At 41.2% G+C, this 20,710-nt stretch carries 25 protein-coding genes; 23 read left to right on the top strand and 2 right to left on the bottom strand.

Annotation, left to right across the window (positions count from 1 at the left end):
* Positions 1-75 precede the first annotated feature (75 nt).
* The 16 genes from B7699_RS01940 (at position 76) to B7699_RS02020 (ending at position 14,228) form a co-directional block, all read left to right on the top strand.
* Positions 76-849, top strand: a complete 774-nt coding sequence (locus B7699_RS01940; protein WP_084926989.1) for a TatD family hydrolase — start codon at positions 76-78, stop codon at positions 847-849.
* The gene (gene rnmV, locus B7699_RS01945; protein WP_084926990.1) at positions 849-1,415 is read left to right on the top strand and encodes a ribonuclease M5; all 567 of its coding nucleotides are present in this window, start codon (positions 849-851) and stop codon (positions 1,413-1,415) included. The genes B7699_RS01940 and rnmV overlap by 1 nt, the downstream gene beginning before the upstream one ends.
* 64 nt (positions 1,416-1,479) lie before the next feature.
* Positions 1,480-2,352, top strand: coding sequence for a 16S rRNA (adenine(1518)-N(6)/adenine(1519)-N(6))-dimethyltransferase RsmA (gene rsmA / locus B7699_RS01950; RefSeq protein ID WP_084926991.1), 873 nt, complete (start codon positions 1,480-1,482; stop codon positions 2,350-2,352).
* A gap of 1 nt (position 2,353) precedes the next feature.
* Positions 2,354-3,232, top strand: a complete 879-nt coding sequence (rsgA, locus tag B7699_RS01955; RefSeq protein WP_084926992.1) for a ribosome small subunit-dependent GTPase A — start codon at positions 2,354-2,356, stop codon at positions 3,230-3,232.
* 10 nt (positions 3,233-3,242) lie between these two features.
* Entirely contained in the window at positions 3,243-3,899 is a 657-nt protein-coding gene (rpe, locus tag B7699_RS01960; protein WP_084926993.1) for a ribulose-phosphate 3-epimerase, read from the top strand.
* Complete coding sequence (locus B7699_RS01965; protein ID WP_000006127.1) at positions 3,862-4,524, top strand: thiamine diphosphokinase; 663 nt, start codon at positions 3,862-3,864, stop codon at positions 4,522-4,524. The genes rpe and B7699_RS01965 overlap by 38 nt, the downstream gene beginning before the upstream one ends.
* Position 4,525: 1 nt before the next feature.
* Positions 4,526-5,782: a DNA recombination protein RmuC gene (locus B7699_RS01970; RefSeq protein WP_192851993.1), complete on the top strand. Its 1,257-nt coding sequence runs from the start codon at positions 4,526-4,528 to the stop codon at positions 5,780-5,782.
* On the top strand, positions 5,772-6,713 hold the full coding sequence (locus tag B7699_RS01975) for a 3'-5' exoribonuclease YhaM family protein (RefSeq protein WP_084926995.1): 942 nt from the start codon (positions 5,772-5,774) through the stop codon (positions 6,711-6,713). Before B7699_RS01970 ends, B7699_RS01975 begins: the two co-directional genes overlap by 11 nt.
* Before the next feature lie 105 nt (positions 6,714-6,818).
* Entirely contained in the window at positions 6,819-7,646 is an 828-nt protein-coding gene (gene purR / locus B7699_RS01980; RefSeq protein ID WP_084926996.1) for a pur operon repressor, read from the top strand.
* Between the two features lie 66 nt (positions 7,647-7,712).
* Positions 7,713-8,963 (top strand): diaminopimelate decarboxylase, encoded by a 1,251-nt coding sequence (locus tag B7699_RS01985; protein ID WP_084926997.1) that lies wholly within the window; start codon positions 7,713-7,715, stop codon positions 8,961-8,963.
* Positions 8,964-9,088: 125 nt separating this feature from the next.
* Positions 9,089-9,883 (top strand): pyruvate formate-lyase-activating protein, encoded by a 795-nt coding sequence (gene pflA / locus B7699_RS01990; protein WP_001288288.1) that lies wholly within the window; start codon positions 9,089-9,091, stop codon positions 9,881-9,883.
* A gap of 320 nt (positions 9,884-10,203) precedes the next feature.
* Complete coding sequence (locus tag B7699_RS02000; protein WP_020901990.1) at positions 10,204-10,914, top strand: ABC transporter ATP-binding protein; 711 nt, start codon at positions 10,204-10,206, stop codon at positions 10,912-10,914.
* A 1-nt stretch (position 10,915) separates the two neighbouring features.
* Complete coding sequence (locus B7699_RS02005; protein WP_049516004.1) at positions 10,916-11,701, top strand: ABC transporter permease; 786 nt, start codon at positions 10,916-10,918, stop codon at positions 11,699-11,701.
* 1 nt (position 11,702) lies between these two features.
* Positions 11,703-12,422 carry a hypothetical protein gene (locus tag B7699_RS02010; protein WP_049516002.1) on the top strand — a complete coding sequence of 240 codons (720 nt, stop codon included), beginning with the start codon at positions 11,703-11,705 and terminating at the stop codon, positions 12,420-12,422.
* Positions 12,423-12,483: 61 nt separating this feature from the next.
* The gene (locus B7699_RS02015; RefSeq protein WP_000323581.1) at positions 12,484-13,170 is read left to right on the top strand and encodes a response regulator transcription factor; all 687 of its coding nucleotides are present in this window, start codon (positions 12,484-12,486) and stop codon (positions 13,168-13,170) included.
* Positions 13,140-14,228 carry a sensor histidine kinase gene (locus tag B7699_RS02020; RefSeq protein ID WP_049515998.1) on the top strand — a complete coding sequence of 363 codons (1,089 nt, stop codon included), beginning with the start codon at positions 13,140-13,142 and terminating at the stop codon, positions 14,226-14,228. Before B7699_RS02015 ends, B7699_RS02020 begins: the two co-directional genes overlap by 31 nt.
* A gap of 176 nt (positions 14,229-14,404) precedes the next feature.
* Here the strand turns inward: B7699_RS02020 and yidC are convergent, their stop codons facing one another.
* Together yidC and B7699_RS02030 are read right to left on the bottom strand one after the other, a co-directional pair.
* Complete coding sequence (gene yidC / locus B7699_RS02025; protein ID WP_020901995.1) at positions 14,405-15,331, bottom strand: membrane protein insertase YidC; 927 nt, start codon at positions 15,329-15,331, stop codon at positions 14,405-14,407.
* A gap of 77 nt (positions 15,332-15,408) precedes the next feature.
* Positions 15,409-15,687 carry an acylphosphatase gene (locus B7699_RS02030; protein WP_001174616.1) on the bottom strand — a complete coding sequence of 93 codons (279 nt, stop codon included), beginning with the start codon at positions 15,685-15,687 and terminating at the stop codon, positions 15,409-15,411.
* A 33-nt stretch (positions 15,688-15,720) separates the two neighbouring features.
* Here B7699_RS02030 and B7699_RS02035 point away from each other — a divergent pair, with 33 nt between their 5' ends.
* The 7 genes from B7699_RS02035 to B7699_RS02065 all read left to right on the top strand — a co-directional run bounded on the left by B7699_RS02035 (position 15,721) and on the right by B7699_RS02065 (position 20,694).
* Positions 15,721-16,461 (top strand): TrmH family RNA methyltransferase, encoded by a 741-nt coding sequence (locus B7699_RS02035; RefSeq protein ID WP_004255844.1) that lies wholly within the window; start codon positions 15,721-15,723, stop codon positions 16,459-16,461.
* Positions 16,462-16,515: 54 nt separating this feature from the next.
* A complete protein-coding gene (locus B7699_RS02040) occupies positions 16,516-17,199 on the top strand; it encodes a Bax inhibitor-1/YccA family protein (protein WP_084926998.1) in 684 nt (227 codons plus the stop codon).
* A gap of 112 nt (positions 17,200-17,311) precedes the next feature.
* A complete protein-coding gene (gene asnA, locus B7699_RS02045) occupies positions 17,312-18,304 on the top strand; it encodes an aspartate--ammonia ligase (protein ID WP_000748003.1) in 993 nt (330 codons plus the stop codon).
* Between the two features lie 64 nt (positions 18,305-18,368).
* Positions 18,369-18,908 (top strand): 16S rRNA (guanine(966)-N(2))-methyltransferase RsmD, encoded by a 540-nt coding sequence (gene rsmD, locus B7699_RS02050; protein WP_084926999.1) that lies wholly within the window; start codon positions 18,369-18,371, stop codon positions 18,906-18,908.
* Positions 18,898-19,386 (top strand): pantetheine-phosphate adenylyltransferase, encoded by a 489-nt coding sequence (coaD, locus tag B7699_RS02055; protein WP_084927000.1) that lies wholly within the window; start codon positions 18,898-18,900, stop codon positions 19,384-19,386. The genes rsmD and coaD overlap by 11 nt, the downstream gene beginning before the upstream one ends.
* Positions 19,370-20,407, top strand: a complete 1,038-nt coding sequence (locus B7699_RS02060; RefSeq protein WP_000727271.1) for a SepM family pheromone-processing serine protease — start codon at positions 19,370-19,372, stop codon at positions 20,405-20,407. Before coaD ends, B7699_RS02060 begins: the two co-directional genes overlap by 17 nt.
* 56 nt (positions 20,408-20,463) lie before the next feature.
* Complete coding sequence (locus B7699_RS02065; protein WP_000250399.1) at positions 20,464-20,694, top strand: DUF1146 family protein; 231 nt, start codon at positions 20,464-20,466, stop codon at positions 20,692-20,694.
* Positions 20,695-20,710: the final 16 nt, after the last annotated feature.

Raw genomic sequence — 20,710 nt, forward strand, 5'->3', positions numbered from 1 at the left:
TAGAATATTTTGTACAGATGAGGAGAGAGGGCAGTTTTTTGGTATAATAGAAGATAGAAAACGAGGTTAGAAGAGATGATTTTTGATACACATACACACTTGAATGTAGAAGAATTTGCAGGTCATGAGGCAGAAGAAATCGCCTTAGCTGCTGAGATGGGTGTGACACAGATGAATATTGTTGGTTTTGATCAACCGACGATTGAGCGTGCCTTGGGGTTGGTAGATGAGTATGACCAGCTCTATGCGACTATCGGTTGGCATCCGACAGAAGCAGGGACATACACGGAGGAGATTGAAGCCTACTTGCTTGATAAGCTCAAGCATCCCAAGGTTGTTGCTTTAGGTGAAATTGGATTGGACTACCATTGGATGACAGCACCGAAAGAGGTGCAGGAGCAGGTTTTTCGCCGTCAGATTCAGTTATCTAAGGACTTGGATTTGCCTTTTGTTGTCCATACCCGTGATGCGCTGGAAGACACCTATGAGATTATCAAGAGCGAGGGCGTTGGTCCTCGTGGTGGTATCATGCATTCTTTTTCGGGAACTCTTGAATGGGCAGAGAAGTTTATCGAGCTTGGTATGACTATTTCCTTTTCAGGAGTGGTGACTTTTAAGAAGGCAACTGACATCCAAGAAGCAGCTAAAGAGTTACCTGTGGACAAGATTTTGGTGGAAACAGATGCGCCTTACTTAGCACCTGTACCCAAGCGTGGTCGTGAAAATAAAACAGCCTACACTCGCTATGTAGTGGACTTTATCGCAGACTTGCGTGGTATGACGACAGAAGAGTTGGCGGCGGCAACGACTGCAAATGCAGAGCGAATTTTTGGATTGGACAGCAAGTAATGAAAGAAAAAATTTCCCAAGTTATCGTGGTCGAAGGGCGCGATGATACGGCCAATCTCAAACGCTATTTCGATGTAGAGACCTATGAGACACGAGGTTCTGCCATCAATGAGCAAGATATTGCACGTATTCAGCGTCTACATGAGCTTCATGGAGTCATTGTCTTTACAGACCCAGATTTTAATGGGGAGCGGATTCGTCGTATGATTATGACGGCCATTCCGACAGTGCAGCATGCCTTCCTCAAACGAGATGAAGCTGTTCCCAAGTCTAAGACCAAGGGACGTTCTCTGGGAATCGAACATGCTAGCTATGATGATTTGAAAACAGCGCTGGCACAGGTGACAGAACAATTTGAACATGAGAGTCAGTTTGACATCAGTCGTAGCGACTTGATTCGCCTTGGTTTTCTAGCAGGGGCAGACAGCCGTAAGCGACGAGAATATCTAGGAGAGTCTCTCCGGATTGGCTATTCCAACGGCAAGCAACTTCTCAAACGCTTAGAGTTGTTTGGAGTTACCTTGGCAGAAGTGGAAGAAGCTATGAAATCTTATAAGGATAGCTAAGCAGACACCAAATACAAGGGGAATGTGTTACAATAGTAGTAACAGATAATAGAAAAGAGAATAAATGAGAATTGCAGATTACAGCGTGACCAAGGCAGTACTGGAGCGTCACGGTTTTACCTTTAAAAAGTCCTTTGGGCAAAATTTCTTGACCGATACCAATATCCTACAAAAAATCGTGGATACGGCTGAGATTGATGACCAGGTCAATGTCATTGAAATCGGGCCAGGGATTGGTGCCTTGACCGAGTTTCTGGCTGAGCGTGCAGCTCAAGTCATGGCTTTTGAGATTGACCATCGTTTGGTACCAATTTTGGCAGATACCTTGCGTGATTTTGACAATGTGACAGTGGTTAACGAGGACATTCTTAAAGTTGATTTGGCGCAACATATCCAGAATTTTAAAAATCCTGACCTGCCAATCAAGGTAGTAGCCAACTTGCCATACTATATCACGACGCCTATTCTCATGCACTTGATTGAAAGTGGCATTCCGTTTAGTGAGTTTGTGGTCATGATGCAGAAAGAAGTGGCAGATCGTATCTCAGCCCAGCCAAACACCAAAGCCTACGGCAGCTTGTCGATTGCGGTGCAGTATTACATGACTGCCAAGGTTGCCTTTATCGTGCCTCGTACGGTCTTTGTGCCAGCGCCAAATGTGGACTCGGCTATCTTGAAAATGGTGCGCCGTCCAGAACCAGCTGTAGCAGTGGAAGATGAGAACTTCTTCTTTAAGGTTTCCAAGGCAAGTTTCACTCATCGCCGCAAGACCTTATGGAACAACTTGACAGGTTGCTTTGGCAAGACTGAAGAGGTCAAGGACAAGCTGACCAAGGCTTTGGATCAGGCAGGCTTGTCACCAAGTGTGCGTGGGGAAGCGCTCAGCTTGGCAGAGTTTGCCAGTCTAGCAGACGCGCTTAAAGGGCAAGGACTCTAAGATGCAGGGACAAATTATTAAAGCCTTGGCTGGGTTCTACTATGTAGAGAGTGATGGCCAGGTCTATCAAACACGGGCGCGTGGAAATTTTCGTAAAAAAGGCCATACTCCTTATGTTGGAGATTGGGTCGATTTTTCTGCCGAGGAAAATTCAGAAGGCTATATTCTCAAGATTCACGAACGGAAAAACAGCCTGGTCCGTCCGCCCATTGTCAATATCGACCAAGCTGTAGTAATCATGTCCGTCAAGGAACCTGATTTTAACAGCAATTTGCTGGATCGGTTCTTGGTTCTTTTGGAGCACAAGGGTATTCATCCCATCGTCTATATTTCCAAGATGGATTTGTTGGAAGATAGAGGAGAACTGGATTTTTATGAACAGACTTATGGTGACATCGGCTATGACTTTGTGACCAGTAAAGAGGAACTCCTGCCCTTGTTAACAGGCAAGGTGACAGTCTTTATGGGGCAGACGGGCGTTGGGAAATCAACTCTTCTCAATAAAATCGCACCAGACCTCAATCTTGAAACAGGAGAAATTTCAGACAGTCTGGGTCGCGGGCGCCACACTACTAGAGCTGTTAGTTTTTACAACCTCAATGGGGGTAAAATCGCAGACACACCAGGCTTCTCATCACTGGATTATGAAGTATCAACGGCGGAAGACCTCAATCAGGCTTTCCCAGAGATTGCTACTGTTAGCCGAGATTGTAAGTTCCGTACTTGTACCCATACCCATGAGCCGTCTTGCGCAGTTAAGCCGGCTGTTGAAGAGGGTATCATTGCGTCCTTCCGTTTTGATAATTACCTGCAATTCCTCAGTGAGATTGAAAATCGCAGAGAAACCTATAAAAAAGTCAGCAAAAAAATTCCAAAATAAGGAGAAACCTATGTCTCAATACAAGATTGCTCCGTCAATTCTGGCAGCAGATTATGCCAACTTTGAACGTGAAATCAAACGTCTAGAAGCAACTGGTGCAGAATATGCCCATATCGATATCATGGATGGTCACTTTGTACCACAAATCAGTTTTGGTGCAGGTGTGGTCGAAGCTCTTCGACCTCATAGCAAGATGGTCTTTGACTGCCACTTGATGGTAGCTAATCCTGAGCATCATTTAGAAGACTTTGCGCGTGCGGGAGCGGATATCATCAGCATCCATGTGGAAGCAACACCCCATATTCATGGTGCCCTCCAAAAAATTCGTTCACTCGGTGTCAAGCCATCAGTTGTCATCAATCCTGGTACGCCTGTTGAAGCTATCAAGCACGTCCTTCATCTAGTTGACCAAGTTTTAGTCATGACGGTTAATCCAGGTTTTGGTGGGCAAGCCTTTCTGCCAGAAACCATGGATAAGGTTCGTGAGTTGGTTGCACTTCGTAAGGAAAAAGGCTTGAACTTTGAAATCGAAGTGGATGGTGGGATTGATGACCAAACTATTGCCCAAGCTAAAGAAGCTGGTGCGACCGTTTTTGTAGCAGGTTCCTATGTCTTTAAGGGAGATGTCAATGAGCGAGTACAAACTCTCAGAAAACAACTGGACTAGGGTTGCCGTTTTTGCAGGCGGAGACCGCGGTCATTATCGGACAGACTTTGATTGCTTTGTCGGTGTGGATCGAGGCTCGCTCTGGGTCTTGGAAGAAAAGCTGCCTCTTGCTCTAGCAGTTGGGGATTTTGATTCTGTTACTGCAGAAGAGCGACAGGTGATTCAAAAACGTGCCCAGCATTTTGTTCAAGCCCGACCAGAAAAAGATGATACAGATCTGGAATTGGCTCTCTTAACCATCTTTGAGCAAAATTCTCAGGCTCAGGTTACTATTTTCGGTGCTTTGGGTGGTCGTATTGATCATATGCTAGCTAACGTCTTTCTACCTAGCAATCCTAAGTTGGCGCCCTATATGCGCCAGATAGAAATTGAGGATGGGCAAAATTTGATTGCCTATTGTCCAGAAGGGACCAGTCAGCTAGAACCCCGTTCAGACTACGACTATCTAGCCTTTATGCCAGTTCGGGATAGCCAGCTGACTATTCTCGGAGCTAAGTATGAGTTGACAGAGGAGAATTTTTTCTTTAAAAAAGTGTACGCTTCTAACGAATATATAGATAGGGAAGTTTCGGTGACTTGCCCAGATGGTTATGTGGTCGTACTGCATAGCAAGGACAGGAGGTAGGATGGAAAGTTTACTTGTTCTATTATTGATTGCCAACCTAGCTGGTATCTTTCTGATTTGGCAAAGGCAGGATAAGCAGGAAAAACATCTAAGTAAGATCTTGGAGGATCAGGCAGATCATCTGTCAGACCAGTTGGATTATCGTTTTGAACAAGCCAGACAAGCCAGCCAGCTGGATCAAAAAGATTTGGAAGTGGCTGTCAGCGATCGTTTGCAAGAAGTGCGAATGGAGTTGCACCAAGGTCTGACCCAAGTCCGTCAAGAAATGACAGACAATCTCCTCCAAACTAGGGATAAGACTGACCAACGCCTCCAAGCCCTGCAGGAATCAAATGAGCAACGTTTGGAACAAATGCGCCAGACGGTCGAGGAAAAGTTGGAAAAGACCTTACAGACACGCTTGCAGGCTTCCTTTGAGACAGTTTCCAAGCAACTGGAGTCGGTCAATCGTGGTCTGGGAGAAATGCAGACAGTTGCCCGCGATGTTGGTGCTCTCAATAAGGTTCTCTCTGGAACCAAGACGCGAGGAATTCTGGGAGAATTGCAACTGGGGCAAATCATCGAAGACATCATGACACCAGCCCAGTATGAACGAGAATACGCAACAGTTGAAAACTCTAGCGAACGAGTGGAGTATGCCATCAAGTTACCCGGACAAGGCGATCAGGAATACGTCTACCTACCAATTGACTCCAAGTTTCCACTGGCAGATTATTACCGCCTAGAAGAAGCATATGAAGCAGGTGACAAGGGTGAGATTGAACGCTGTCGTAAGTCGCTCCTAGCCAGCGTCAAACGCTTTGCCAAGGATATCAGGAACAAGTACATAGCACCGCCTCGAACGACCAATTTTGGAGTTTTGTTTGTGCCAACAGAAGGTCTCTACTCAGAAATCGTCCGCAATCCGGTCTTCTTTGATGACTTGAGACGGGAGGAGCAGATTATTGTCGCAGGTCCAAGTACCCTATCAGCCCTTCTTAACTCCCTATCAGTTGGCTTCAAAACTCTAAATATCCAAAAGAGTGCCGACCATATCAGTAAGACTCTTGCCAGTGTTAAGACCGAGTTTGGCAAGTTTGGTGGCATTCTGATCAAGGCACAAAAACACCTCCAACATGCCTCTGGCAATATTGATGAATTATTAAACCGTCGTACCACAGCTATCGAGCGGACGCTCCGTCACATTGAGTTGTCAGAAGATGAGCCTGCGCTTGATCTACTCCATTTCCAAGAAAATGAGGAAGAATATGAAGATTAGTCACATGAAAAAAGATGAGCTGTTTGAAGGTTTTTACCTAATCAAGTCAGCTGATCTGAGGCAAACTCGAGCTGGGAAAAACTACCTAGCCTTTACCTTCCAAGATGATAGTGGCGAGATTGAAGGGAAACTCTGGGATGCCCAACCTCATAACGTTGAGGCCTATACTGCAGGTAAGGTTGTCCACATGAAAGGACGCCGAGAAGTTTATAACAACACCCCTCAAGTCAATCAAATTACCCTTCGCCTGCCTCAACCTGGTGAACCCAATGACCCAGCTGATTTCAAGGTCAAGTCGCCAGTTGATGCCAAGCAAATCCGTGACTATATGTCGCAAATGATTTTTAAAATTGAAAATCCTGTCTGGCAACGAATTGTCCGAAAGCTCTACACCAAGTATGATAAGGAATTCTACTCCTATCCAGCTGCCAAGACTAATCACCATGCCTTTGAAACGGGTTTGGCCTATCATACGGCGACCATGGTGCGTTTGGCAGATGCTATTAGCGAAGTTTATCCTCAGCTCAATAAGAGCCTGCTCTATGCGGGGATTATGCTGCATGACTTGGCTAAGGTCATCGAGTTGACGGGACCAGACCAGACCGAGTACACAGTGCGAGGCAATCTTCTTGGGCATATTGCTTTGATTGATAGCGAAATTACCAAGACAGTTATGGAACTCGGTATCGATGATACCAAGGAAGAAGTCGTTCTGCTTCGTCACGTCATCCTTAGTCACCACGGCTTGCTTGAGTATGGAAGTCCAGTCCGTCCACGCATTATGGAAGCAGAGATTATCCATATGATTGATAATCTGGATGCAAGCATGATGATGATGTCAACAGCTCTTGCTTTGGTGGATGAAGGAGAGATGACCAATAAAATCTTCGCAATGGACAATCGTTCATTCTATAAACCAGATTTAGATTAATAATTTAAGAAAAATGAGCATTTTTTAGGATAAGAATGTTCGTTTTTTTATGTGAATATGGTATAATAGATAAAATATCAAAATTAAATGAAGTAGGAAATAGAAATGAAATTAAGAAGAAGTGATCGGATGGTTGTCATTTCCAACTATTTGATTAATAATCCTTATAAACTAACTAGTCTCAATACTTTTGCTGAAAAGTATGAATCTGCTAAATCATCCATCTCAGAGGATATCGTTATTATCAAACGCGCCTTTGAGGAAATTGAAATCGGTCATATCCAGACAGTAACTGGTGCTGGTGGTGGTGTCATTTTCACACCATCAATCTCAAGCCATGATGCCAAGGAAATGGTTGAGGACTTGCGTGCCAAGTTGTCAGAAAGTGACCGTATCTTGCCAGGTGGCTATATCTACCTGTCTGATTTGCTTAGCACACCAGCTATCTTGAAAAATATTGGACGCATTATTGCCAAGAGCTTTATGAATCAAAAAATCGACGCGGTTATGACAGTAGCGACTAAGGGTGTTCCACTTGCAAATGCAGTTGCCAATGTCCTCAATGTTCCCTTTGTTATTGTGCGCCGTGACCTGAAAATTACCGAAGGCTCAACTGTCAGCGTCAACTATGTATCAGGTTCAAGTGGTGACCGTATCGAGAAAATGTTTCTTTCAAAACGTAGTCTCAAGGCAGGCAGCCGTGTCTTGATTGTGGATGACTTCTTGAAAGGCGGAGGAACTGTCAACGGGATGATCAGTCTCTTGCGTGAATTCGACTCAGAATTGGCAGGTGTAGCGGTCTTTGCGGACAATGCCCAAGAAGAACGTGAAAAGCAGTTTGACTACAAGTCACTCTTGAAGGTAACCAATATTGATGTCAAGAACCAAGCCATCGATGTTGAGGTTGGCAATATCTTTGACGAAGATAAATAAGAGATAGAACTAAAGGTTGGAACGATTGTCCCAGCCTTTCTTTGCAAATAGAATAGAAGGAAACTTATGAAAACACCATTTATCAATAAAGAAGACTTAGAAAAGATTGTTGCCGAGTTCCCAACTCCCTTTCACTTGTATGATGAGAAGGGGATTCGTGAGAAGGCAAGAGCCGTCAATCAAGCCTTTTCGTGGAACAAGGGCTTTAAGGAATATTTTGCAGTTAAGGCTACTCCAACACCAGCTATTTTGAAAATTCTCCAAGAGGAAGGCTGTGGTGTGGATTGCTCTAGTTATGTGGAGCTTTTGATGAGTCATAAACTGGATTTCCCTGGTTCTGAGATTATGTTCTCTTCAAACAACACGCCAGACAAGGAATACGCCTATGCACGTGAATTGGGTGCGACCATTAATTTGGATGCCTTTGAAGATATTGAACATCTAGAGCGTGCAGCAGGCATTCCAGAAATCATCTCTTGTCGTTATAATCCTGGAGGCGTTTTTGAACTGGGGACAGACATCATGGACAATCCTGGCGAGGCTAAGTTCGGCATGACCAAGGATCAGCTCTTTGAAGCTTTTGCTATCTTGAAGGAAAAAGGACCCAAGACTTTTGGGATTCACTCCTTCCTAGCGTCCAATACCGTGACCCATCTCTATTATCCAGAGTTGGCTCGTCAGCTTTTTGAATTGGCTGTTGAAATCAAGGAAAAGTTGGGCATTTCGCTAGACTTTATCAATCTTTCTGGCGGTATTGGTGTCAACTATCGTCCTGAGCAGGAGCCAAATGATATCGCTTTGATCGGTGAGGGAGTTCGTAAGGTTTATGAAGAAGTCCTTACGCCAGCAGGTCTTGGTCAGGTCAAGATTTTTACCGAATTAGGTCGTTTTATGTTGGCACCTCACGGTGCTTTGGTTACAAGAGTGACTCATAAGAAAGAAACCTACCGTACCTATCTCGGTGTGGATGCATCAGCAGTCAACCTCATGCGTCCAGCTATGTACGGAGCCTACCATCATATTACTAACGTGACCCATCCAGATGGACCAGTTGAAGTGGTAGATGTGGTTGGTTCACTCTGTGAAAACAATGATAAATTTGCAGTGAATCGCGAACTGCCTCATACAGAAATCGGTGATTTGCTGGTCATTCATGATACAGGTGCACACGGTTTTTCAATGGGCTACCAGTACAACGCCAAACTTCGTTCTGCGGAAATCCTCTATACCGAAGAAGGCAAAGCCCGCCAAATCCGCCGTGCAGAGCGCCCTGAGGACTATTTTGCAACCTTGTATGGCTTTGATTTTGAAGAATAAAATGATAAGTAATTGAAAATGAAATTGAAAAACAGATTGCTTTCTAAAAAATAGGCAAAAATCTTGTTTTTCTTTCAAGTCATGATATAATAAAACTATAAAACGTTTTCAAGGAAGGTAACGATATGTCTGAAGAAACAATTGATTATGGACAAGTGACAGGAATGGTGCATTCGACAGAAAGCTTTGGGTCAGTAGATGGGCCTGGTATTCGCTTTATTGTCTTTTTGCAGGGCTGTCACATGCGTTGCCAGTACTGCCACAACCCGGACACTTGGGCTATGGAGTCCAATAAGTCACGTGAACGGACGGTAGATGATGTCTTGACAGAGGCCTTGCGCTACCGCGGTTTCTGGGGAAATAAGGGTGGGATTACAGTCAGTGGAGGAGAAGCCCTCTTGCAGATTGATTTCTTGATTGCCCTCTTTACCAAGGCTAAGGAACAAGGAATCCACTGTACCTTGGATACCTGTGCTCTGCCTTTCCGTAATAAACCACGTTACCTTGAGAAGTTTGACAAACTCATGGCTGTCACTGACTTGGTCCTCTTGGATATCAAGGAAATCAACGAAGAACAGCACAAGATTGTCACTAGCCAAACCAATAAAAATATCTTGGCTTGTGCCCAGTATCTATCAGATATTGGAAAACCTGTCTGGATTCGCCATGTGCTAGTTCCAGGATTGACAGATAGAGATGACGACTTGATTGAACTTGGGAAGTTCGTCAAGACCCTTAAAAATGTTGATAAGTTTGAAATTCTACCTTATCACACTATGGGTGAGTTTAAATGGCGTGAATTGGGAATTCCATATTCCCTCGAAGGGGTCAAACCACCAACAGCAGACCGCGTCAAGAACGCTAAAAAACTCATGGATACCGAAAGTTACCAAGACTATATGAAACGTGTACATGGATAAAAAAGAAGCCTGATGGAAACATCGGGCTTTTAAATTTACACAAATATAGATAATTAAATGAAACAAAATTTTATACTCTTCGAAAATCTCTTCAAACCACGTCAGCGTCGCTTTGTCGTATATATGTGACTGACTTCGTCAGTCTTATCTACAACCTCAAAACCGTGTTTTGAGCAGCCTGCGGCTAGCTTCCTAGTTTGCTCTTTGATTTTCATTGAGTATTAAATCTTTTTTACTCTCTAAATTCTGAAAAAAATCCGAAAATGAGTGTATAAGATATAGTTACTTTTAGAAATATTAAATAGAATAGGAGAACATCTATGGAACAAAGTATTACCATTAAAAATTTATGTAAGTCGTATGGCCAAACTCAAATTTTAAAAGATATTTCTTTTGAAGCAAAAGCAGGTAAAGTGACTGCTTTCCTGGGTCCAAATGGAGCTGGTAAAAGTTCAACCTTACGTATTTTATTAGGATTAGACAAAGCAACATCTGGTCTTACCAAAATTGGAGATCAAACTTATAAGGAATTAAAATTTCCTCTAAAGACTGTAGGAGCTTCATTTGACAGTGTAGGAGCTCCTGATGATCGGACTGTTTATCAACATTTGAAAATTGTTGCTGCTAGTAATGGGATATCCAGTCAGCGAATTGAACAAGTCTTGGATATGGTGGATATTAGTCATAAGAAAAAATCTAAAATTGGGAAATTATCATTAGGAGAAGGACAACGCTTGGGAATTGCAACAGCTCTATTAGGAAATCCTCAATATCTGATATTGGATGAACCGACTAATGGGTTGGATCCAAGAGGAATTCGGTGGTTTAGAGAGTTTATAAAAAAACAAGCTCAAGAAGGGAAAACAGTCTTGCTATCATCTCATATATTATCGGAAGTGGAAGCAGTAACAGATGATGTAGTTATCATAAATAAAGGAAAAGTTCTTATAAAAGGGACTTTACAAGAAGTGATGAAAAATCTTTCTTCACTAGAGGAAGTCTTCTTTAGTTTAACAGAGGGAGGGAAGTGATATGGCACTTATTTACTCTCTTCATTCTGAAATATTGAAATTACTTTATAATAGAGCTACTCATGTTGTACTATTCTTGATACTGGTATTTCAAACGTTTTTAGCAAATATTGGTGCTTCTCAAATTGTTTCAGTTGGTATCCATGCTACACCAGAGACAAATCCAGATTTAGCAGAGGCCTTACCTCCTATTGAATTTTTAGGTTTTGATGTCACTTTATTTGGTGTTTTTATTATGATTATCCTAGGCTCAATTTACGGAGCCGAGGAATACAAAGGCTTGGCTATTCGTACAAGCCTCCTCTCTGTTACAAATCGAAGTACTTTCCTAGTTTCAAAAACATTAGTTTGGCTTATATTTTCTTTTATCATTTCCTTTCTATCAATATTCTTGACAATTAACATGACACATTATGTTTTAGGACAAGATGGCTTATTGCTTTTTTTACTAAATGGAACAGTTTGGTTCTATATATTTTTAGCCAGTATAGCTTGGACTTTGTTGGGACTGCTGGCCTATATTATGGCTTTGACATTTAAAACAGCCATTGTTCCTCTATTATTTTTGCTTCCTCAAGTCTACAATTTAGGAACATTCTTAGCAAACTATATATCGGCTGCAAAATTTCTTCCAGTTGCATTGGGGCAAGGATTGATTGCTACATCTCCTCAAATTTTAGAACATAATAGTTTACAACATATTTTATTTTTACTTTGTTGGAACTTCTCATTCTTGGCTTTAGCAATTTACCGCTTACTCAAGTCAGATATTGGAGGAGGTGAATAAGTTGAAAGAACAACTTAAAAGTGAGTATCTCAAGTTTATTATGAATCCTTGGCACTGGTTGATTATAGGTGCTCTATTACTGTGTATTCCGGCGATGGTTGTTTTTTTAAATAGTAAGCCAGACCAGTTGACTCTACAGTTTGTTTTGGAACAGCTACTGCAAAGTCTCTATTTAGGACAGGCAGGTTTCGTTAGTCTAGCGGTTCTATTTATAGGTCAAGAATTTACAGGTTCTAGCCTTCGTACCAGTTTTCTTACATGTCCAAATCGTTTGAAATTTATAATCTGTAAACTAGCTATTGTATTATGTGTGGAAATTGTATTATTGGTCGCTGTAATATCATTATGTATACTAATCGCCCAAGGATACTACAATATCAATCTTTTGAGTAATATTAAACATGTTCTGACAATCCTATTTCCAGCATGTATTTCTATTCTAACCTTCTCTCTTTTAAGTGGTATTTTTGTATTTATTTCCCAGTCTTTTATCTTAATTTTGGGAATCAGTTTATCCCTTTTATTGGGGTTGGGACAAATGTTACTACAATTCAGTTCTTTTTTTAGAAATTTACCATTACTAGCTAGTATGAATTGTTTTTATACCCATCCCTTGTCGCTTTATTATCCAGTGTGGCAAGGCTTAGGGATACAAATAGTTTGGTTATTAATTGTTTTTCTATTTGCTACATTGATACTTATAGGAAGAAATGTACGCTAAAGACAGGGGATGTCCTGTCTTTTTCTTGGTTAGTGCTATAATATAGTTAGGAGGGTGAGTTATGGCTTATAAAATTTTGGTGGTAGATGATGATCTCGCTATTCTTCGCCTAATAAAAAAAGTACTAGAATATGAAAAATATGAAGTAGTCATACGAAATAAGATAGAAGAGATTGATCTTTGTGATTTTACAGGCTTTGACTTGATTCTATTAGATATTATGATGCCTGTTAGTGGTTTAGAGATCTGTCAGATGATTCGCGAACAGATAACTGTTCCTATCTGTTTTATAACTGCTAAGGATATGGATGAAGATTTAGTAGCTGGAATTAATGCAGGTGCTGATGATTATATTATGAAGCCCTTTAGTATGCAAGAATTGTTAGCACGTGTTAAAATGCACTTACGTCGTGAAGAACGGATTAAAGGAAATGTTCATCAAATAAAGATTGGGAAGCTTATACTATATACGGATAGTAAGGAACTATTTGTAAACGATGATAAGATTGCTCTGACAAGGAGGGAATTTGACATAGTGAATCTTTTGGCAAGCAACCCAAGTAAAATATATTCTATTGAGGAAATTTATAATTATCTATATCCACAAAGTTCAGAAGCGCTCTTACGTTCGGTTTCAGAGTACATTTATCAAATTCGTCAAAAGTTGAAACCTTATCAATTAAATCCAATTAAAACCTTATACGGTGGAGGATATCAATGGGTAGAATCAAAAGTTTTAGACAATTAATTCGAGAAACCTGTTGGAGAATTATTTGGCAGTTTAGTCTTGGCTTACTAATGGCCTATCTTATTCCCTTAGCTTCAGTATCTATACAAATAAATGAAGATGGGAAAACTTTAAACAATAGTGGTGTTCTATCAATCTTTTTTAATGTGTCATCATGGATATATATTTGTGTTTTATTGATTGTTCTAATAAGTTATCACATTGGAAAATTGTTGAAAAAACTGAGTTATGAAATGACTTTGATTTATGAAAATAGTATGTGGTTGAAGAAGGAATGTACAGAAAGTTTAACGGTTAAAGAATTTCGCGAGACAGGAAATCGGATTATTGTGATGCAAGATAGAATTCGACAATTAATAGTTAATGAGAAACAGCAGAAGGAAGATTTGATGTTTCAGGTTTCAGCAGCTTCTCATGATTTAAAAACTCCCTTAACCATTATTAGGGGAAATGTGGAATTTTTGCAGACGATAACTGAAAACGACCAATCTCAAGAATGCTTAGCAGATATAGAAAGAGCTAGTCAACAGTTACTAGATTATTTCAATCAATTGATTCACTATTCTAAAACCTATTATGATGATGAGACAGGTTGGACGGAGTATTCCTCTTCAGATTTTATCAATGAATTAGAGAAAGAAGTCTCTTTTTTGATAAAAAATCAGATGAAGTTTTCTTTTGAACAAAATGTGAAAGGAACTGAAAACTATTATATAAATCAATCTCTTCTGATTCGTGCCATACAAAATATTTTAACAAATGCTTTGGAATACGCTGATAAACAGAATCCTAAAATTAAAATTAGAGTAGAGCAAGAGGGGAAGGAATTGAAAATAGGTATATGGAATAATGGTTCGGAATTTCCAGAGGAAGTTTTAACTAATTTTGGAAAGCTCTTTTATCGTATGGATAAAGCTAGATCGTATAAAGAGCAACATTATGGTATTGGACTAAGTTTTGTATGTAGAGTTGCAAAACTACACAAAGGCCGAGTTGAGCTTAGAAATAGAGACGAGGGAGCAGAAGTTTTAATAACTGTGAATTGTATTAAATCATAGTGATTTACTTGTTAATTTATGATTGAATAGTTTTTATATGTGAGCTTTTAAACTATTTAACTTTTTCGACTAGTATAAGATGTAACGGTAGATAATAAAAACGAATGATGATATCTAGTTGATGAAAACTATTTATCATTCATTCGTTTTTTAATTATTGGATAATTTACGTAGCTTTATCTCGAACGTTGTTTTCCAGCGTTGCGATTTTTGTGTTTTTTCTTGCTTGTGATAGCAGTTGGTTGTCCAGGGGTAACGTCTTTTCGTCCACTTGGTGTAGAGAAAGTACTTGCTTTTGGTGGGTTCTTTGCCAGTTCTTCACGGACTTTTTTGCGAAGTTTTGGACGAACGATATAGTTGACGATAAACTGTTGGAGAATCATCATGAAACCACCGACAACCCAGTAAAGTGTGACACTGGCTGGTGAAATGAGGGAGAAGACAACAATCGTGATTGGGCTCACGTAAGCCATTTTCTTGATTTGTTCTCTTTGCGTTTCGTCTTCTACTCCGTGAAGTGAAAGGAGCGATTGAAGATAGTAAAGGACACCTGCGCAGGCAACCAAAATCATACTTGGAGAACCTAGAGGAATGCCTAGGTAGCTTGCTTGAGCAACCCCTTCAGTATGTTGGGCAGCAAAGTAGATAGCTGAGAAGAAAGGCATTTGAAGGAGGATAGGGAAACATCCTACACCACCAAACATGCTGATGCCGTGTTCTTTTTGAGCGGCAAAGAGAGCTTGTTGGGCTTCGAGTTTTTCTTCTTGAGTAGTCGCTTCCTTGAGACGTGTTTGGTGTGGCTCAAGGACGTGCTTGAGGGCGTTCATCTTTTCAGAGTGAAGCGTTGCCTTCCATGATTGGTAGATACCAAGTGGCAAGATAATCAAGCGCACGATAATGGTTACGATGATGATAGCGACACCAAAGCCTAGACCTTGATCAGTAGCGAAGTACTTGATAGCTTCAGCCATAGGCGCTCCGATAGTATTCCAAATAAATCCTATTGGCTTTCCTGTGGCTTTATCGACTCTAACACAGCCAGTCAAGACTAGCAACATAGCCACTCCCATAGCTGAGAGTGCAAAACGTTTAATAGATTTCACTGTTTTTATTCCTTCTTTAAAAATTATACCTTTCTATTCTACTGTTTTTTTACAAAATATACAATAGTTCTAGAGACCTAATTTGCGATTTTAAAGTCAGGATAGGGAGGAAAGTTGCTCAGTTTGACATCTAAGTAGCTGACTTTTGAAAAAGGCGTCGGTCCTTTCCGGATTTCTTGGATAAATTTTGCCATGGTAGCAGATGAGTCTGCTTGGGCTAAGATTTCCACTGTGCCATCGTCGTTATTCCAGACTCGACCTGTTATGCCACCAATTTCAAGTGCCAAGCTGTAAACACCCCAACGAAAGCCGACACCCTGTACCCTACCTTGGGCAATCATTCTAACCTTTTGCATACCAAACCCCTTTGATTGTGTTATAATATTTCTATGACTATTATAACCTCAAAAGCCAATTCTGTGGTAAAAAATGCCAAGAAATTACACCAAAAAAAATACCGCAAGTCTGCCTATTTGATTGAAGGCTGGCACTTGTTTGAAGAAGCTGTTCAAGCTGGAGTGACGATTGAGAAAATCTTTGCCCTAGAAAGTTATCGAGAACAGTTAGTTGCTTTTCCGCAAACTGTCTGGGTATCAGAGGATATTTTGCTAGATTTGGCGGATTCTCAGACTCCACAGGGAATTGTTGCGGTGGTTCAAAAAGAAGAAGTAGAACAAACTGACTTTAGTCAGGGCAAGTTCTTGTTTTTGGAAGATGTGCAAGATCCTGGTAATGTGGGAACGATCATTCGAACTGCGGATGCAGCAGGTTTTACTGGAGTGATTGTTTCAGATAAATCGGCAGATACCTACAGTCTCAAGACTTTACGTTCCATGCAAGGCAGTCATTTTCATCTGCCTATTTACCGGATGTCTAATCAAGTGCTTCTCGAGAAAGCTAAAAAGGCAGGTATACATGTGCTGGCGACAACCCTATCTAAAGATTCTGTTGATTACAGAGAACTGCCTCCTATAGAAAATTTTGTACTAGTCATGGGAAATGAGGGTCAAGGAATTAGTTCCCTCATGGCTGAAAGTGCAGATCAATTGGTCCATATTAGCATGAAGGGGCAGGCCGAGAGTCTCAATGTTGCCGTTGCGGCCGGTATTTTAATTTTCCATTTAAGCTAATTTTAACTTTCTTTGTTATAATCAAGGAAAGATGTTCATAGAAAAGGAGAAAAGATGAATCACACTATTATTCACGACCGCGCAGGTCTCAATCAATTTTACGCTAAAGTCTATGCCTTTGTTGGTCTGGGGATCGGATTATCCGCTTTAGTATCAGGTCTTATGTTGACGGTCTTTCAATCTCAGTTGGTTTACTTTTTGATGCAGGGACGCCTCTGGTTGACCATTGCAACCTTAGCAGAGCTAGCTCTGGTCTTTGTTGCCAGCAGTATGGCTTCAAAGAATAGTCCAGCTGCTCTTCCAGTATTTTTACTTTACTCTGTATTAAACGGCTTTACCCTCAGTTTTGTGGTGGCCTTCTATACTCCAGGTACAGTTTTATCTGCCTTTGTGTCGAGCGCCCTTCTCTTCTTTGTCATGGCGGCAGTTGGCATGTTCACCAAGAAAGATTTGAGTGGCCTTGGTCGGGCTATGATGGCGGCTCTTATCGGTTTGCTGATTGCCATGGTAGTTAATATTTTCTTGGCTAGTGGTTTCTTTGATTATATGATTAGCGTAGCCATGGTTTTGGTTTTCTCAGGGCTGATTGCTTGGGACAACCAAAAAATTCGCTATGCCTATGAGCAATCACAAGGTCGTGTAGCGACAGGTTGGGTTGTGTCAATGGCTCTTAGTATCTATCTTGATTTTATCAATCTTTTCCTAAGTATTTTACGTATCTTTGGTCGCAATGACTAGAAGGTCCCTAACATCAGTGTTCGAAGGAGCACTGATTTTTTTCGTATTTGCTCTTTTCTTTTCTTGGAAATAGGTGTATAATGCTTTTAATTAATTTTTTGAGGAGTAGTTTATGAAGAAAAGTTTTATCCATCAACAAGAAGAGATTTCCTTTGTCAAAAACACTTTTACCCAGTATTTGAAAGATAAGTTAGAAGTTGTCGAAGTTCAAGGTCCTATCTTGAGCAGGGTCGGCGACGGGATGCAGGATAATTTATCAGGTGTGGAGAATGCCGTATCGGTCAAGGTTCTCCAAATCCCTGATGCTACTTATGAAGTTGTGCACTCACTTGCTAAATGGAAACGCCATACTTTGGCCCGTTTTGGTTTCGGTGAGGGTGAAGGTCTCTTCGTCCACATGAAGGCCCTTCGTCCAGACGAAGATTCGCTGGATGCGACCCACTCTGTTTATGTTGACCAGTGGGACTGGGAGAAAGTTATCCCAAATGGTAAACGGAATATCGCTTATCTAAAAGAAACAGTTGAGAAGATTTACAAGGCTATTCGCCTTACTGAGCTAGCTGTTGAAGCCCGCTATGACATCGAATCAATCTTGCCAAAACAAATCACTTTTATCCACACAGAAGAGTTGGTAGAACGCTACCCAGACTTGACACCGAAAGAGCGTGAAAATGCTATTTGTAAAGAATTTGGAGCCGTCTTCTTGATCGGTATCGGTGGTGAATTACCAGACGGTAAACCGCACGATGGACGTGCACCAGACTACGATGACTGGACAAGTGAGTCTGAAAATGGCTACAAGGGTCTTAATGGCGATATTCTTGTTTGGAATGAGTCTTTAGGTGGAGCCTTTGAGTTGTCTTCTATGGGAATCCGTGTAGATGAAGAAACGCTTCGCCGTCAGGTTGCCATCACAGGTGATGAAGATCGTTTAGAATTGGAATGGCACAAGGCTCTATTGAATGGCCTATTCCCGTTGACAATCGGTGGAGGAATTGGACAATCTCGTATGGCTATGTTCCTACTTCGCAAGAAACACATCGGAGAAGTGCAAACAAGTGTTTGGCCTCAAGAAGTTCGCGATACTTACGAAAATATTTTGTAGAGAATCGAACCGTAAGGTTCGGTTTTCTTTCTCTTTTCGCCCATAATTTGGTATAATAAACGGTATGAAAATCGTATCAGGAATCTATGGGGGACGTCCCCTCAAGACGCTAGAAGGCAAGACGACGAGACCCACTTCGGATAAGGTTAGGGGAGCTATTTTTAACATGATTGGTCCCTACTTTGAAGGGGGACGGGTCTTGGACCTTTATGCAGGTAGTGGTGGATTATCTATCGAAGCAGTATCGCGTGGCATGGCCAGTGCTGTTTTGGTGGAGCGAGACCGTAAGGCTCAGGCTATCGTGGCTGAAAATATCCAGATGACCAAGGAAGGTGGAAAATTTCAGCTCCTCAAGATGGATGCGGAACGAGCCTTGGAGCAGGTGTCCGGGCCTTTCGACCTTATTTTCTTAGACCCTCCTTATGCCAAGGAACAAATCGTAGCAGATATCGAAAAAATGGCTGAGAGAGAGCTTTTTTCTGAAGATGTCATGGTCGTGTGTGAGACGGATAAGGCCGTTGAACTTCCAGAAGAAATTGCCTGCCTGGGCATCTGGAAGGAAAAAATTTATGGAATTAGTAAGGTGACAGTCTATGTCAGATAAGATTGGCTTATTCACAGGTTCATTTGATCCGATGACAAATGGGCATCAGGATATGATTGAACGGGCTAGCAAACTCTTTGATAAGCTCTATGTGGGTATTTTTTTTAATCCCCACAAACAAGGATTTCTCCCTATCGAAAATCGTAAACGGGGGCTAGAAAAGGCTGTGAAACATTTGGAAAATGTTGCAGTCGTGTCTTCTCATGATGAATTGGTGGTTGATGTCGCAAAAAGGCTAGGGGCTACTTGTCTAGTGCGGGGTTTGAGAAATGCGGCGGATTTGCAATATGAAGCCAGTTTTGATTATTACAACCATCAGCTGTCTCCTGATATAGAGACCATTTATTTACATAGCCGACCTGAACATCTCTATATCAGTTCATCTGGTGTTAGAGAGCTTTTGAAGTTTGGTCAGGATGTTGCCTGCTATGTTCCTGATAGTATTTTGGAGGAAATAAGAAATGAAAAAAAAGATTAGATGGCCCTTATATGTCATTGCGGCCTTGATTGTGACTTTCTTGGCATTTGTAGTGCCCTTGCCTTATTATATAGAGGTTCCAGGTGGTTCGGAAGATATTCGCCAAGTTCTTAAAGTAAATGACACAGAAGATAAGGAAGCTGGGGCCTATCAATTCGTTACGGTTGGTGTCCAGCACGCTACTTTAGCCCATATGATTTATGCTTGGTTGACGCCTTTTACAGATATTCGTAGTGCCCAAGAGACTACAGGTGGCTCTTCCGATGTTGAATTTATTCGGATCAATCAATTCTACATGCAAACATCACAAAACATGGCCAAGTATCAAGGGTTAAAAACAGCTGGTAAGGATATTGAACTCAAATATCTTGGGGTTTATGTTTTGACTGTGACAGATAATTCAACCTTTAAAGGGATTCTCAACATCTCTGATACGGTCACAGCAGTCAATGATCAGACCTTCGACAGTTCCAAAGATTTGATTGATTATGTCAATTCTCAAAAATTAGGGGACTCCGTCAAGGTCACCTATGAAGAGGATGGGCAAACCAAGTCTGCAGAAGGAAAAATTATTACTCTAGAAAATGGCAAAAATGGGATTGGAATCGGTTTGATTGACCGTACGGAAGTGACCAGTGATGTCCCAATTCGCTTTTCAACAGCTGGTATCGGCGGACCAAGTGCTGGTCTCATGTTTAGTCTGGCCATCTATACCCAAATAGCTGACCCTGGCCTTAGAAATGGCCGTATCGTTGCCGGTACAGGTACCATTGACCGCGATGGTAATGTGGGGGACATTGGAGGTATTGATAAGAAAGTTGTAGCTTCAGCTAGAGAAGGTGCCGCGATTTTCTTTGCACCTGATAATCCTGTTAGCGAAGAAGAAAAGACAGCACATCCTGATGCTAAAAACAACTACCAAACAGCCCTAGAAGCAGCTAAAACAATCAAGACGGATATGAAAATCGTGCCTGTTAAAACCCTACAAGATGCAATTGATTACTTGAAAAACAATCCCTAGTTTTAAGTTAAGTTTCCAAACTAGCGCACAAACAGAGAAGATGGTATAATAGTCAAATGGTTCAATTATTATTCACTCTAAGCAGTCACATGCTCTTTATTTATGTGAGTTTTTACCTTTTAAAGAATCTTGTTAGATGGGAAAAAGTCTTAAAAGTGACAGCTGAGAACACAGGAAAAGTTCGTTTATTAGTAGCCTTTTTTAGCATTGTAATGGGCTACATCATGAGTTCTTTCTTTATCAGCCTGTATCAGTTGTGGCAAGAAGCGCTTAGAGGACTATTATAAAATCAAGAGTAAAGGA

Source organism: Streptococcus mitis (genome assembly GCF_002096835.1).
GTDB lineage: Bacteria > Bacillota > Bacilli > Lactobacillales > Streptococcaceae > Streptococcus > Streptococcus mitis_W.